The 15183-nt window shown below is 66.0% G+C and carries 9 protein-coding genes; 5 read left to right on the forward strand and 4 right to left on the reverse strand.

The window, feature by feature from the left end; translation table 11 throughout:
- Positions 1 to 14: 14 nt before the first annotated feature.
- Entirely contained in the window at positions 15 to 1448 is a 1434-nt protein-coding gene (locus ADBZ9O_RS30450; RefSeq protein ID WP_526527230.1) for an HNH endonuclease signature motif containing protein, read from the reverse strand.
- A gap of 92 nt (positions 1449 to 1540) precedes the next feature.
- On the opposite strand from ADBZ9O_RS30450, the gene ADBZ9O_RS30455 reads away from it, so the two are divergent.
- The 5 genes from ADBZ9O_RS30455 to ADBZ9O_RS30475 all read left to right on the forward strand — a co-directional run bounded on the left by ADBZ9O_RS30455 (position 1541) and on the right by ADBZ9O_RS30475 (position 11919).
- The gene (locus tag ADBZ9O_RS30455; RefSeq protein WP_526527232.1) at positions 1541 to 2899 is read left to right on the forward strand and encodes a sulfatase family protein; all 1359 of its coding nucleotides are present in this window, start codon (positions 1541 to 1543) and stop codon (positions 2897 to 2899) included.
- Between the two features lie 65 nt (positions 2900 to 2964).
- Positions 2965 to 3768, forward strand: a complete 804-nt coding sequence (gene stf0 / locus ADBZ9O_RS30460) for a trehalose 2-sulfotransferase (RefSeq protein ID WP_526527234.1) — start codon at positions 2965 to 2967, stop codon at positions 3766 to 3768.
- On the forward strand, positions 3765 to 4682 hold the full coding sequence (cysD, locus tag ADBZ9O_RS30465) for a sulfate adenylyltransferase subunit CysD (RefSeq protein WP_526527236.1): 918 nt from the start codon (positions 3765 to 3767) through the stop codon (positions 4680 to 4682). The genes stf0 and cysD overlap by 4 nt, the downstream gene beginning before the upstream one ends.
- On the forward strand, positions 4679 to 6556 hold the full coding sequence (gene cysN / locus ADBZ9O_RS30470) for a sulfate adenylyltransferase subunit CysN (RefSeq protein ID WP_526533678.1): 1878 nt from the start codon (positions 4679 to 4681) through the stop codon (positions 6554 to 6556). Before cysD ends, cysN begins: the two co-directional genes overlap by 4 nt.
- Before the next feature lie 110 nt (positions 6557 to 6666).
- Positions 6667 to 11919, forward strand: a complete 5253-nt coding sequence (locus ADBZ9O_RS30475) for a beta strand repeat-containing protein (protein WP_526527239.1) — start codon at positions 6667 to 6669, stop codon at positions 11917 to 11919.
- Here ADBZ9O_RS30475 and ADBZ9O_RS30480 read toward each other — a convergent pair.
- The 3 genes from ADBZ9O_RS30480 to ADBZ9O_RS30490 all read right to left on the reverse strand — a co-directional run bounded on the left by ADBZ9O_RS30480 (position 11916) and on the right by ADBZ9O_RS30490 (position 15034).
- Positions 11916 to 13667: a hypothetical protein gene (locus ADBZ9O_RS30480; protein WP_526527241.1), complete on the reverse strand. Its 1752-nt coding sequence runs from the start codon at positions 13665 to 13667 to the stop codon at positions 11916 to 11918. The two genes, ADBZ9O_RS30475 and ADBZ9O_RS30480, sit on opposite strands and share 4 nt — an antisense overlap.
- A gap of 45 nt (positions 13668 to 13712) precedes the next feature.
- Positions 13713 to 14069: a hypothetical protein gene (locus tag ADBZ9O_RS30485; RefSeq protein ID WP_526527243.1), complete on the reverse strand. Its 357-nt coding sequence runs from the start codon at positions 14067 to 14069 to the stop codon at positions 13713 to 13715.
- A 197-nt stretch (positions 14070 to 14266) separates the two neighbouring features.
- The gene (locus tag ADBZ9O_RS30490; RefSeq protein ID WP_526527245.1) at positions 14267 to 15034 is read right to left on the reverse strand and encodes a hypothetical protein; all 768 of its coding nucleotides are present in this window, start codon (positions 15032 to 15034) and stop codon (positions 14267 to 14269) included.
- Positions 15035 to 15183: the final 149 nt, after the last annotated feature.

The raw sequence follows: 15183 nt of genomic DNA on the forward strand, positions 1-15183 counted from the left end.
GTGAGGTCCCCAGCTTAGAAGGGTGGGGGTCCGACTTCGGTGTAGAGGCGTTTGTGGTTTCGGGCGCGTTGGTAGTCGATGTGTTGGCGTTTGTCTTCGGCGCGGGTGCGGTCGCGTACGGGCATCTTTAGGGTGCCGTTTGGTGGTCGTGGCACCTCTGAAGGCAACACGAGTGTCCCGGTGGGTGCGGCGAGTTGTGGGAAGAACAGGGCGCCGCCGGGGGTGGTGGTCCAGATGTGTCCGGTCGGGGAGGTCCATTCCACTGTGCCGTCGGGGTGTTGGCGGTCTCGCCAGCCGTCGGGGCCGGTGTAGAACGTTTTGATCAGATGGTCACCGCGGCAGAGGCATTTGAGGTTGGAGGCGTGGGTGGGCCCGTGGGGCCAGGGCACGGTGTGGTCGAGATCGCAGAACCTCGCGGGCACGTCGCAGTAGGGGAATCGGCAGGTCAGATCACGCAGGCGGATGAACTGGGCCAGGGCGGTCGAGGGCCGGTAGTAGGGTTCGGCCGGGGCATCACCGGGGTGGTGGATTGTGCGTTTGTTGGCCCCGGCGGCAATGTTGCGGACCGCCTCGGCGGGGATGGGCCCGTATCCGGGGACATACCCGGGGGTGTCGGAGTCACCGGTGAGGGTGGCCTGCTCGGCCACAACCTGTACCAGCACATTGCTGGGTGTTGGGGGTGCACCGCTGCCAACGGGGCAGTCGTTGCGCCCGCACAGACACGTTAGGCGGTGGGCGCCGGCGGCGAGGGCGCCGGTGGCATCGGCGCGGCGTTGGTCTTTGGTCCGCGGGTCGTGGGGGCAGACGGTATCGGCCAGTTGCGAGAGGCGGGTGTCCAATGCGATGGCGTCGGGGGCGCGCAGGGTGCCGCAGATTTGGGCGGTGCCGGCGGGGTCGGGGCCGATGGTGATGTAGCGGTCCTCGTCGCGGGTGTGGGTGTCTTTTTTGGCCAGCAGATCGATCTCGGTGACGCACCAGTCGATTTTCTCGGCGAGTTTCTTCTTTGATAGCCGGTTCCAGAACGGCAACCGTGGGGCCAGCAGGGCATCGACGCGGGCGATATCGTCATCGCCGGTGACCAGGGTGGTGCGGGATACCACCGCAGCGATGACCCGGTAATCGACCCGGCCGTCGGCGAACACCGCGGCCACCGTGGGCAGGTGATCGGCCAGGAACACGGCCTCGTCGAGGAGGTAGCCGGCGCGGGCCCGGCTGATGTGTTGGGCGGCGGCGATTTCAGCGGCCACACAGGACTGCACATCGATGACCAGCCGGTCGCGGTCGGTGTACTGCCGTGCCCGGCGGTGATACAACTGGGCTATCGCAGCGAGCCGTCGTGCCATCGTCGCGGCCTCTAACCGGGCCGCGGCACCAATGGCGTCGATCAGCCCAGTGTCATCAACGGCCAGCACCGCCGACACCGCAGGCAACGAACCGACTTCGAACATGTGTTCTATTATCCAGACAGCGGCGACAAAATATGGCGCCACAACCCCTACCTGTGGATGAATACCGGGCTGTGGACAGGCAAGCTAGCGGGGTGACCTCCGACGAGAATGTCCTGATCGTGCACTGGCACGACCTCGGTCGCTACCTCGGAACGTACGGGCACGCCGACGTATCGAGCCCGAGACTTGATCAACTTGCCGCCGAGGGCATCCTGTTCGCGCGCGCCCACGCCACCGCGCCCCTGTGCTCACCGTCGCGCGGTTCACTGTTCACGGGACGCTATCCCCAGACCAATGGTCTGGTCGGACTGGCCCACCACGGCTGGGAATACCGCCAAGGCGTGCAGACGATACCTCAGCTGCTGGGTGAATCTGGTTGGTACACAGCTCTTTTCGGAATGCAGCATGAGACGAGCTTTCCGGCTCGCCTTGGTTTCGAGGAGTTCGACGTGTCCAGCGCGTACTGCGAGTACGTCGTGGAGCGCGCCACCGCGTGGTTGCAGAACCCGCCGAGCAAAAAGTTTCTGTTGACCGCCGGCTTCTTCGAAACCCACCGCCCCTACCCGCACGACCGGTACGCACCCGCCGACCCTGGCGGCGTCGAGGTCCCCGACTATCTACCCGACACTCCCGCGGTCCGCGAGGACCTTGCGGACTTCTACGGATCGATCACGGTCGCCGACGCGGCCGTCGGGCAACTCTTGGACACGTTGGAAGAAACCGGCCTCGACAAGAACACCTGGGTGGTGTTCATGACCGACCACGGACCGGCGCTACCTCGGGCCAAATCGACGCTGTACGACGCAGGTACCGGCATCGCCACGATCATCCGCCCACCGCGAAACCGGCAACTCCCCGCGCAGGTGTACGACGACCTGTTCAGCGGCGTCGATCTGGTCCCGACCCTGCTGGCCTTGCTCGGAGTTGATATTCCAGCTGAAATTGACGGCATGTCGCACGCCGACAATTTGCTGACTTATCAGCATGAAATTCGCAATGCCGTGTACACGATGAAGATGTATCACGATTCTTTTGACCCGATCAGAGCCGTTCGGACCAAGGAATACAGCTATATCGAGAATTACGCCGACCGACCACTTCTCGATCTCCCGTGGGATATCGAGGAAAGCGCACCCGGCCAGGCGGTCGCTGCTCACATCGGTGGTCAACGGCCCCCACGCGAGCTTTACGATCTGACGGCCGACCCGACAGAGAGCTGTAACCTGCTGGTCGGCGAGGTAAGCGCCAGACACGAGACGATCGCTAAGGACCTCGCCCTACTGCTGAACGAATGGCGGCAAAAGACGAACGATGTCATCCCATCGGAATTCGCGGGCAGTCGAATATCCGAGCGCTATACCGAAACCTACGCACATATTCATGGCCTGACTCCGAGCAGCCGTTCAGCAAACGCAGCCGAACGCGGTATCGATATCGAATCGGCGCAATAGTTAAATTCACCATGAGCATAACCGCACATGTGCGGCACAAATGAAGGCCAGATAGGCTCACGCGCATGGCCGCCAGCCCAACCGCCTATCTGGTCCTCGCGTCGCAGCGCAGCGGAAGCACCCTGCTCGTGGAGTCGCTCCGCGCGACCGGCGTGGCCGGCGAACCCCAGGAGTTTTTCCAGTACCTGCCGCAGACCAGCATGTCCCCGCAGCCCCGTGAATGGTTCGCCGATCTCGCTGACGATTCGGTGCTGCGGCTGCTTGACCCGCTGATCGAGGGCAAACCCGATCTCGCGCCCGCAGAGATCTGGCGCGACTACATCCGCACCGTCGGGCGTACCCCCAATGGCGTGTGGGGCGGCAAACTGATGTGGAACCAGACTCCCCTGCTGCTGCAACGGGCCAAAGACCTGCCGGAGCGCTCCGGTCAGGGGTTACTGTCCGCCATCCGTGACGTCGTCGGTTCCGACCCGGTGCTGGTGCATGTGTACCGGCCAGACGTCATCTCCCAGGCCGTGTCGTTCTGGCGAGCTGTCCAGACCCGAGTATGGCGTGGCCGCCCCGACCCCACCCGCGATGCGCGAGCGGAGTACCACGCCGGCGCCATCGCCCACGTCGTCACCATGCTGCGCGCCCAGGAAGAAGGGTGGCGCGCCTGGTTTGCCGAGGAACAGGTCGACTACATTGACGTGTCCTATCCGGTGCTGTGGCGCAATCTCACCGAGGTGGTGGGTTCGGTGCTCGAAGCACTGGGGTTAGACCGCAGCCTGGCGCCAGCCCCGGTGCTCGAACGCCAGGCCGACCAACGCTCCGACGAGTGGGTGGAGCGGTACAAGGCGGATGCGGAACGAGAAGGGTTACCGGTATGACGATCGCGGTGGACGACATCCACGTCGACGAACTACGGCTGCTGGAAGCCGAAGCGGTGCACATCATCCGCGAGGTGGTGGCCGAGCTGCAGCGCCCCGTGCTGTTGTTCTCCGCAGGCAAAGATTCCATCGTGCTCCTGCGCCTGGCAGAGAAAGCCTTCCGCCCGTCGCCGCTGCCCTTCCCGGTCCTGCACATCGACACCGGCCACAACTTCGACGAGGTCATCGCCTTCCGGGACCGCCGCCTCGGCGATCACGGACACAAGCTGATCGTCGGATCCGTCCAGGAGACGATCGACAGCGGCCGGGTGCCTGATCCCGGCCCGACGGCCTCGCGTAACCGCCAGCAGACTCGCACCCTGCTGGATGCGCTGGAAGCCGGCGGTTTCGACGCGGCATTCGGCGGGGCGCGACGTGACGAGGAACGCGCCCGCGCCAAAGAACGCATCATGAGCTTCCGCGACGAGTTCGGCCAGTGGGATCCGCGGGCGCAGCGCCCCGAGCCGTGGTCGCTGTACAACGGCCGGATCAAGAAGGGCGAACAGGTCCGGGTGTTCCCGTTGTCCAACTGGACCGAACTGGACATCTGGCGCTATATCGAACTCGAAGGCCTTGAGCTGCCGTCGATTTACTTCGCCCATGAGCGCGAAGTGGTGCAGCGGGACGGGATTCTGCTCGCCATTTCCAAGTACGTACAGCCCACGGCCGATGAGACAGCCGCCGTCGAATGGGTGCGCTACCGCACCGTCGGCGACCTGACGATCACCGGTGCGGTGCGCTCGCGGGCCACCGATATCGCCGGCGTCATCACCGAGATATCGGCAGCCACCGTCTCCGAGCGTGGCGAGACCAGGGCCGACGACCGCACCTCGGTGGCCGCGATGGAAGACCGCAAACGCGAGGGGTACTTCTGATGACTGCGACCACAGTGACCACCCGGTCCCTGCTTCGGCTGGCCACCGCCGGCTCGGTCGACGACGGCAAGAGCACGTTGATCGGTCGGCTGATGCACGACACCGACAGCCTGCCGCTCGATCACCTCGAAGCGGTCACCGACGAAGAGGGTGTTGCCGATCTGGCTGCACTGTCCGACGGTTTGCGCGCCGAACGCGAGCAGGGCATCACCATCGATGTGGCCTACCGATTCTTCTCCACCGAGTCCCGCAGTTACATCCTGGCCGACACCCCCGGCCACGAGCGCTACACCCGCAACATGTTCACCGGTGCGTCCAACGCCCATGTCGCGATCCTGCTTGTCGACGCCCGCGCCGGCGTGCTTCGCCAGACCCGTCGGCATGCCCGCATCGCAAAGCTGTTGGGTATCAAGCACTTCGTGGCCACTGTCAACAAGATCGATCTTGTCGACTTCAGTGCCACCCGGTTCGCCGAGGTCGAGGCGGAGTTGCAGCAGATGGCGGCGCGCCTCGGCGGTGCCGAGCTGTCGGTCATCCCGATCGCCGCCAAGCACGGAGATAACGTCGTGCACCGATCCGACCGGACACCGTGGTACGACGGCGCGACATTGCTGGAATATCTGGAAGGCGTTGAGCTGTCGGCGCCGCAACCGGAGGCGTCAAAGCTGCGGCTGCCGGTGCAGTGGGTGTCGCGACCCACCTCCGAGCAGCGCCGCCGCTACACGGGGCGACTTTCTGCGGGCACCGTCACCGTCGGCGACGAAGTGGTATCACTGCCTGCCGGAACGCGATCCACGGTCACGGCGGTCGACACCCTCGACGACGGCCGCGCCACCGCGGTCGCGCCGCTGTCGGTATCGATCGAACTCGCCGACGATATCGATGTCGGACGCGGCGACGTATTCGTCAGTGCTGCCGACGATGCCACGCTGCCGGTGCTGGCTCGCGAGGTCGACGCCACGGTGTGCTGGTTCACCGACACCCCGCTTCGGGCCGGCGATCGGCTGGCGTTCAAACAGGGCACCCGCACCGTCCGCGCCACCGTGCAGGCTCTGCACACCAGGCTCGACCCGGAAACTCTCGACGAGCTGGATGGCCCAGTCGAGTTGGCGCTCAACGATATCGGGTCGGTCACCCTGCGCACCAGCTCGATCGTCATCGCCGACCCGTATCAGGACAACCGCGACAGCGGTGCCTTCATCCTGATCGACGAGAGCTCCAACGACACCGTCGGCGCAGGCACCATCCTAGAAGCCCGCGAGGTCAAACCCGGGCAGGCCACCCGCAACGACATCCGTTGGCACCCTTCGTCTCTCGACCGCGACTATCGCTGGGGAAAGACCGGCCAGAAGGGCGCCACCATCTGGTTCACCGGGCTGCCCGCCTCGGGTAAGTCCACGCTCGCGGTCGCGGTGGAACGCGCACTCGTCGAATCCGGGCAGGTCGCCTATCTGCTCGACGGCGATAACCTGCGCCACGGTCTATCGGACGATCTGGGTTTCTCAGCCGGTGACCGGACCGAGAACATTCGCCGGGTCGGTCACCTGACCCGCCTGCTGGCCGACGCTGGTGTGGTGGCGCTGGCCTCGCTCGTGTCCCCGTTGAAGTCCGACCGCGAGATCGCCCGCACCCTCAATGATGCCGCGAAGCTGCCGTTCATCGAGGTGTTCGTCGCGACATCGTTGGCCGAATGCGAAAAGCGGGACCCGAAGGGTCTTTACGCGCGGGCCCGGGCAGGTGAGCTCAAGGGAATGACCGGCGTGGACGCACCCTACGAACCGCCGGACAACGCCGACCTTGTTCTCGACACCGCCGGTGCCGATATCGACGCGCTGGTCGCTCAGGTGTTGGAGCTGCTGAACAGCCTGCGTTAGGTCACCCGCAGGTTGCGGACATCACAATTCGCGCCAAAGAGCTGTCCAGTCGCGTACTGCGTTCTTAGACTGCCCACGACGTCTACGGTTCGTCGACACGGGGGTAAGTGATGTCAGTTCCTCGGCGGGTGACCCACATCGGTGCCGCGGCCTGTGTAGTGGGCATATCGCTACTGGGTCCGCAGAGCGGCGTCGCCGCCGCCGATGACGGCGACTCGACATCGGCCTCGGCTTCGGCTTCAAACTCGGCCTCGAACTCGGCGGTGGGTGGCACGACCGATCGTGGAAAGACCGGTGCCAAGCGCAAGTCACGGCAACTGCCGGTAAGCACGCACCTTTCCACGGCCGAGCGGGCACCGTCGGCGGCAGGTCCGGAGGCCCGGCACCGCTCGACGTCGGCCGCCAGCGACCGGGTCACGAGAGCTCGCCCCGTCGCCGCTTCCGGGGGGTCCGCAGCGCCGACGGCATCGGTCACCTCCGGCGGCGTGCCATGCGCCAGCTGCTGGGGATTGACCGCACCCACCGTCGAACAGGGCGTCGTCACCGCGATCAACCACGTGTTCAACGATGCGTTCAACTGGTGGTCGAACTTCCCGATCAGCCCCGTTTCGGACTTCGCAGAGGGGGCGCTGCTACTGGTCCGCCGCAGCTTCTTCGACTTCGTCCCGACCGGGGTCAGCGCCACCCAGACCGGTAACAGCTTGATCATCGCGGTGAACACCGGAAGCGTCGCGTACTTCCGCAACACCGGCACCACCGTCGAAGTGGCCGGCGACCCGAGCTTCATACACGCCCAGCAATTCGTCGCCACCTCGATCACCGATGTCATCGCAAACGCCAACGGCAACGGCAACGTCGGCTGCGCCGGATTCTGGTTCAGCGCAGGCACAGTCGATGCCAACCTGACCACCAACGGGATCGACTCGCTGCAGTTCGGCTCGACGGCCAATTTCCTGGACGCGGTCACGGCCGCGGGGACTCCCGGCGCGCTGGTCGTCAGCGGCGGTGTGCGTGGATTGGCCGGAGTCACCTTGAACGCACCGGTCATTCTGGCCCGCGATACCGCAATCGACGCCGGTTCGGGCAACGCGGTATTCAACGGCACCGTCGACGGGCAAGGCTGGTTCGGCGGCCAATCGCTGACCGTAACCGCTTTGGGAACAACGACTTTCGCCGCCAATGTGGGCAGCAGCACTCCGCTGGGCAACCTCATCACCCGCGGTGTGGCTCCCCTGGTGATCGAGCAATCGGCCGACTCGAAGACCATCCCGCTGTACTTCATGCAGATTCCCGACGGGAATGGCGGGTTCCAGAACAAGTACGGCATCGACGTGGCGATCGGTGACAACCCGGCACGCCGGTATCTGTTCGACACCGGCGGCAACGGCTTCTTCGCCAACTACACCCCCGGCTACTGGGACGGCACGACGCTGGGTACCGAACCGGTCAACATCACCTACAGCTCGGGTGGATACCTCGACGGCTACGCAACCAACGCGGTCGTCACCATCGGCACCGGCAGCCAGACCGTGTCCACCGGGCAGCCTGTTCTGGTCTCGGCAGTCACCACGTCGGATGGCTTCTTCACCCCTGGCGCCGGGCAACCCACCAACCCCTACGCGCAGACCGCCCCGTTCGCCGGTGACTTCGGCGCCGCCTTCGGCGTGCAGCAGGTGGGCAACGAGCAGCTCTACACCCCGGGCTCGTTCATCACCAGCCCGCTGTTCCAACTTCCCGGGAACCTGTCCAGCGGATACCTGGTCCAGGTAGGGCCGATTGGCAGCACCCCGCAGCTGACGGTGGGTATCACCGACGCGCTGCGCGCTCAGTTCCCGTACGCGGTTCCGGTGGCGCAGGTCAGCGACCCGTCGGGAACGTACCCCGTGTCGGACTACCCGATCCTGCAGCAATTCGGCTTCTACCCCACCTATTCCGTCACCGGGCCGGACGGTACGCCAGTCCAGCTCTTCGGCGGGAATCCCCTGCAGTCGCTGGCCGACACCGGGGCCGCCTCCACGAACGTTCGGCTACCCGACCCGCTCGCCCGGCCCTATGAAGAAGGCGGCCAGCTCGCGCCCGGGACGATTTTCACCGCCGAGATCCCCACCGTCGGTGGTACCCCGCTGACGTGGCAGTTCGTCGCCGGCAACAACAGCTCGGTGAACGCGGTCGCGTACACCAACGGCACGGGCGCGGCGACGCCCTACCCGAACGTCAACACCGGCCTGAACATGTTCAACGACTTCGACATGATGTTCGACGTCGAATCCGGGCTGATCTGGTTGCGGCCCAACGGCGGACAGTCGACGGTCAACCTGCAGTCGGTCACCACCAGAGGCGAGCAGTCCTATGGTCAGAACGCCGTCCTCAACGGTACCTACACCACCGGTGGTGGCGCCTTCACGGTCGGTGGCGTGACCACGCTGGCCGGCAACACCGTCGTCGACACCGGACGGGGAGACGTCACGTTTTCCGGCACCGTCGATGCTGCGACTGCAAAAGTACAATGGCTGCAGGTGAATTCACGCGGTGACACGACATTCACGCGCGCCGTGGGCGGCCAGAATGCGCTCGCGAAGCTGGTGACCACAGGCGGCGGATCGACGACCACCAACTCGGTCACCACCACCGGTGTCCAGTCCTACTCCGGCAACACCACTCTCAACGGCACCTACGCGACGTCCTCGGGGGCGTTCTCGATTGCCGGTTCGACGACGATCGCCGGCCCCACGTCGGTGACGACCGCCGACGCACCCATCACCTTCGGCGGGGCCGTCGATTCCGCGCAGGGAGCGGGCAACGTGCTGACGGTGTCCGCCAAGAACAGCGGCGTGCAGTTCAACGGCGCAGTCGGCGCCAACAATCCGCTCGGTGGCCTGGTGGTCACCAAGACCAATACCCTCACCGCGACCGGATCGGTCACCCTCGACGGCAGCCTGCCCCAATCGCAGGGCACCGGACTGTCCATCGGTGACGGCGTGACGGCAGTCTTGCCCAAGGGCGGCTCGATCGCCAACTTCACCGGCAATGGTATTGTCTTCCAAGGTGATTCGCGATCCTCGGTGGTACAGGGATTCACGATAGTCAACAATGTCTACGACGGTATCCAACTCGCCGGCCAGAACTACGCGGGCACGTTGATCGCGAACAACACCATCATCGGTAACACCGCATACGGTATCGAGACGCTGCAGGGGACCACCGGGCTGGCAATCTACAACAACACGATCGGAGCCGTGGGCACCAGCAACCAGTGGGGGTACACCACCTCCGGCCCCAACGCCCAAGGCATCGTCCTGGCGCCAGGGAACTACACCGGCACCGTCATCGCCGGCAACACCATCGCCTACAACCGCCGCAGCGGGATCGTCGCGCCGGGCGGCGTTCAGGGCGTACTCATCTCCGGCAACACGCTGGCGAACAACACCGGCAGCGGCATCGAGTTCAGCGGCGGCGACTTCACCGGCACCGTCGTCACCGGGAACACCATCACCGCCAACGGCGGCGACGGCATCTCCCTGAGCCCCGGCCTACAGCAGGCACTCAACGACCACGGAAATCCGTTGACCGGCTACCAGGACTCGGTCGGCGGCGCCAACCCCTACCAATTCGGGCACTATGTGCTCAAGTACGCCAGCGACCCGGGCTTCTACACCGGAATACCGACCGATCCCCAGGTCACGGTGTCCCTCAACGGCGGCACCCCGTTGGTCGTCAACCTCGACACCGGTTCGCGTGGACTGTATTTCGATCAGAACCAGGTACCGAACCTCGACACGACCGGCGGCACCCCCGGCTATATCTACCTCAACAGCTCCAACCGGCTGTACTTCGGCACATGGGTGAGCACCACCGTCACCTTCCCGCAGTCCGAATGGGTCGGCCCCGGCGGTGACAAGGTGGCCACCGTCGAGATGCCGGTTCTCGTCGTCACCGCCATCGGCGCCTCGATGGCGCCACCCCCCGGCAGCACGTCGGCCACCACCACCTTCTTCACCACCACCGCCAGCGGGACGGTGACCATCACCAACGGCAGCCAGACCCAGCAGGTGGCGATCGAGCCCAACACCGGGACCGGCGAGCCGGGATTCGTCACCATCCCCGGCGGCTGGTGGGCCAACTACGCCGACAACATCGACCCGATGACCGGCGACGAACTCCTCGGGCCAGTTTCCAACTTCGGCGTGGGCTTCGACCGCAGCGGCCTGGGCACCGTCCCGACCACCAATACCGCCAGTCAGGCCTACAACGCATTCCTCAATCTCAGCGAAATGCGCGACGGCACAATGCGTCCCGGCTACGTCATCACCGCCGAAGGGGTGACTCTGGGTCTCGACAGCTCGGTGACCGCCAACGGACAGTCCTACGCGTACACCGACCTGAGCCCGTCAGGCCTGCCGCAGAGCGGCCAGACTGCCCCGGACTGGCAGCCCGCCACCGGCCAGGTGACGCTGCCCTCAAACGCCAACGAGCCGCAGCCGACGGGCCCGCTGGTCATCGACATCGGCATAGCCACCGGCATTCTCACCCTTCCCGGCGCGTCACCGTCGTCAACGTTCACCGGTCCGATGACCGTCGATCTGCTCAATTCGGGCGGCAAGATCAGCTACACGGTGGACCCGACCGATGAAACCAATCAGATGACCGCGACCGCGGTGAGCTACTTCGATCCCCTTGCCGGCGCCTATTCACAGAACATGCCGCCGGTGAGCAATCAGTTCTTCAACACCGGCCGCCGGGTGATCGCCGGGATGAACTATCTCTACGATGCCGCCGGCGGTTATCTGGGCCTCTGGGCGCCGGTGACCGGCGACAGTGACCAGGCCAGTGCCTTCGCCAGCGCCGGTGGGGTGTTCGAGGCCGAGCATTTCACCAACCCGACCATTCCGGCCGCGGTCACCAACCTCAGCATCCAAAACAACACCATCACCGGTAACGCCGGCAATGGGGTCACTGTGAACGGCAGCGGCTCGAACGGTAATGCGCTGTACGGTAATTCGATATCCGGCAATACCGGCCTTGGCATCGCGTTGACCAACGGCGGCAATGGCGGCCAGCCGACGCCGGTGGTCCACTCGGCCACGCTGACCGGCTCCTCGATACAGGTCGCCGGTTCGGTAACCGGTGCCGACGGGTACGCCGGACCGTTTCAGGTACAGGTGTTCTCCAGCCCCGCCTCCGACGCCGGCAACGTCCAGGGCCGCACGCTGCTGGGCACGTTCAACACCGTCTCCTCCGAGTTCGACGTCGACATCGCCTCCGGCACAGCCACTTCCGGTGACTGGATCACCGTGGTAGCCACCCCGGTTCTCGGCGCACCCAACACATCGCAGTTCTCGTCGGGGGCTCAGGTCGCGGGTTAGGCGTCCTTACCGTCGCTACCGGTCTGACCGGGTTTACCCAGCGATCCGCCGCTGCCACCGGCTCCGCCCTTACCGCCCTTGCCCGCCGCGGCTCCGCCCTGCCCACCGGTGCCGCCACTTCCGCCGCTGCTCAGCGGTACCCGGGCGTTGCCGCCGACGCCACCATTGCCGCCCCGTCCACTGCCGGTACCGCCAATGCCTCCGGTGCCGCCCGGACCGCCATTTCCGACCGCAACACCACCCCGACCGCCGGTTCCCCCCACCCCGCCGGAACCGCCGTCCGGACCTCCGGTGCCGCCTTTCCCGCCGGCGCCGCCAGCGCCGACCGAGCCCCCGTCACCGCCGGCGCCACCAGCTCCGCCTGCATCGCCAGATCCGTTGGCATCAAAGCCATTACCCCCAACGCCGCCGTCACCACCTGAGGCCCCATAAGCCCCGGTAACACCGTCTATCGCGGGCCGCGCACCGGTTCCGCCGGGCTGACCGGCAATGCCACCGGATCCGGGTGCACCTGGCTCACCGCCGGTGCCGCCCGTGCCCCCCTCACGGTGCGTCGCGTCGCCGTTGCCGCCCGTGCCGCCGGTGCCGCCCAACCCGGCGCTTCCGCCCGGGCCGCCCCAGCCCGCAGCACCGGCGGTCCACACCGGCTTGAACACGAACAGAACCGCGCCCCAGCCACCGTTGCCACCATTGCCGCCTGTCCCGCCGACGCCGCCGGTGCCACCCAGGCCGCCGGCTCCGCCTGCGTGGGTGGCGTTCGCGCCCGCGCCTCCGGTACCGCCTGCTCCGCCTGCGCCGCCCGACCCCCCGATGCCGCCACCGCCGTAGATCAGGCTGCCGTTGCCGCCATTACCGCCATTACCTCCTCGCAGGCCGTTGCTTCCCGTCGACCCGGTGGCACCCACCGCTCCGGCGGTCGCAGCCCCGCCGGAGCCACCGCCTCCGCCGTTGCCCCACAGCCCGAACACGGATGCGCTGCCGCCGTTACCGCCATTACCGCCGGCGATGCCGGACACCGTGGTCGTGGATGCGCCACCCCCGTCGCCGCCCGCACCGCCGCTACCGCCCAATAGGCCACCCGCACCGCCACTTCCACCGTCGGAGCCTCCGCCGCCGGTGCCACCCGCACCGCCGTCACCGAACATCCGCGCTGACCCCCCTGCCCCGCCGGCGCCGCCCGCCAGGCCGGTGGTGGTAGGCCTGGATCCACCCGCGCCGCCGTTGCCTGCGAGGATCCCACCCCGTCCACCGACGCCCGCGGTCCCAGTGGCGCCGATGCCACCACCAGCGCCTCCGCTGCCGAACAATCCGGCGTCACCGCCCTGCCCGCCGATGCAGTTGCTTACGCACGAACTGGATGCGGCACCGCCGTTGCCCGCTGCGCCCACGAAAACCCCGGCGTTGCCACCGAATCCCCCATTCCAGCCGTTACCACCGGAGCCGATGAACAACCCGCCCTGACCACCGCTACATGCGGTGGTTCCGGTGCAGGTGGTGGCGTCGTAGCTGAATCCGTTGCCGATCAGCAGACCCGCATTCGGATGCTCGGCGGTGCCGTTGGCGATCAGCAGGTTCACGATGCTGCCGGGCGTCCAGTTGGCCACCACGGGCGCAGCGGGTGAGGTGTCAGCACGCGCCAGTGCGGAGCCCAGGGCCAGCGGCGTCCCTAGGGCCAAGGCACCGATGGCCAGCCAGGTGTACGGCCGCAGTGCTGTTCCTGGCGTCGAATTGCCTAGTTGCCTACCCATGTCAATACCCTTCTGGCCCAATGACTTCGGCCAAACATCCAGCCGCTACGTGGTATGCGGGATGACACCGAACAGGCCGCCGCCGGCCGCGTCTCCGAGGTAGTACACGACGTCGTTCTCCCGGAACAGCAGGATCCCGGTGTTGAGGTAATACGTCGTGTTACCCGGCTTGTAGTTCTGGACGCTGACGATCTTCAGATCCGCTTCGCCCGACGCCGGGCTCTTGGTGGTGAAGTCATACAGCGCGACCTGGGCTCCGGTGGTCGTGGTGGCCGAGACGTAGAACTGCAGGCCACTCTCCAAGTTGCCGCCGTCGGTGATGGCGGCGTACTGGGTCGGCAGGGGAAGCGGGGTCATGTTGGTGTTGTGCACTGTGGTGCTCGCCCCGGTGTCGGCGGTCATCCCGACGTCCGCACTGGTGAGGACCGTGACGTCGGCACCGGTGTTGGGGTCCTTGATCGAGATTGTGATGTTCGCCCGGAACGATTGCTCGCCGTAATAGCGAACGTTGCTGTAGGGATTTTTCGCCCACGACGGCGCGTACGGGTCGATGACGGCAGGGATGTACGCGCCAGTGGGGTCCGCAAGATCGGCCGAGGTTAGGCCGATCTGGAGCCAGGCCGTCCCGGCCGGGTCGAAATGGATGCGGTATCCGGGAAGGACGCCGTTGGTGAGACCAGCTGAGCCAGCACGTTGGAAATCCCGTTGGTCCCATAGGGCTGCGCCAGGCCGAAGTCGCCGTAGAACGCGCCGTTGATCGGTGGAGTGGAGGTGCCCGCGGGCAGACCATCCGGAGTCCAGAGCGACTTGTCACCGTTGGTGATGCTGTCCATCTGACCCACAACGACTCGGGCCGTCGACAGCAGCGGCGTGCCGTCTGAGGTGTAGAGAGAGACCTGCGTCGTGGCGGCGTAACCCTGGTAATAGTTGCCGCTGTCGTAGAGGACATCGACCTGGCTCGGCGTGGTAACCACACCGTCGCCCCACCAGTCGGAGTTATTGGTGTTGTTCGGCGCATAAGCGCCATAGAGGCCGGGGCCACCGGTATCCAACTCGAACAACGCGGGTGTGGCGTTCGAGCCCAAGGCGACGTAGATGCCCAGCTTCTCGTTCGGACCGCCGTTGACGAGCGTCGGGTACACCGGCACCACGATCGGCTTCGTGACGACACCGACGCTGGACGGGAAGAAGGTGCGGCGCAGCAGATACACCGTGCCCTGCACAAGGTCGGTGAACGGATTCGCCGGCAACGTTGCCAGCCAGTTCGCCGCTCCGGTGAGGATCTGACTCAGTCCCGAGCCCATACTCTGCAACGGGGAGACGCTCAGCGCAGCAGGCGATCCGCCGACTGTTACGACAGCTGCCACCGCGGGGGTGACCGTGGTCGTCGTGAGCGAGGGGGCGTCGGGCGCAGAGTCTGCAGATCCGACTGGTTGGGTACGCGAATGAACTTGCTCCCGAACAGATTTCGATCCACTACCGTTCGGTGACGCTGTCATTGCAGCAGGTCGCTGCG

It is taken from the genome of Mycobacterium sp., assembly GCF_965229105.1.
In the GTDB taxonomy this organism is placed as follows: domain Bacteria; phylum Actinomycetota; class Actinomycetes; order Mycobacteriales; family Mycobacteriaceae; genus Mycobacterium.

Excerpts from the sequence above, each read along its gene's own strand:
- ADBZ9O_RS30450 (WP_526527230.1), bottom strand. The coding sequence starts at position 1,448 with ATGTTCGAAGTCGGTTCGTTGCCTGCGGTGTCGGCGGTGCTGGCCGTT.
- stf0 (WP_526527234.1), top strand. The coding sequence starts at position 2,965 with ATGGCCGCCAGCCCAACCGCCTATCTGGTCCTCGCGTCGCAGCGCAGC.
- cysD (WP_526527236.1), top strand. The coding sequence starts at position 3,765 with ATGACGATCGCGGTGGACGACATCCACGTCGACGAACTACGGCTGCTG.
- ADBZ9O_RS30475 (WP_526527239.1), top strand. The coding sequence starts at position 6,667 with ATGTCAGTTCCTCGGCGGGTGACCCACATCGGTGCCGCGGCCTGTGTA.
- ADBZ9O_RS30480 (WP_526527241.1), bottom strand. The coding sequence starts at position 13,667 with ATGGGTAGGCAACTAGGCAATTCGACGCCAGGAACAGCACTGCGGCCG.
- ADBZ9O_RS30485 (WP_526527243.1), bottom strand. The coding sequence starts at position 14,069 with ATGACCGCCGACACCGGGGCGAGCACCACAGTGCACAACACCAACATG.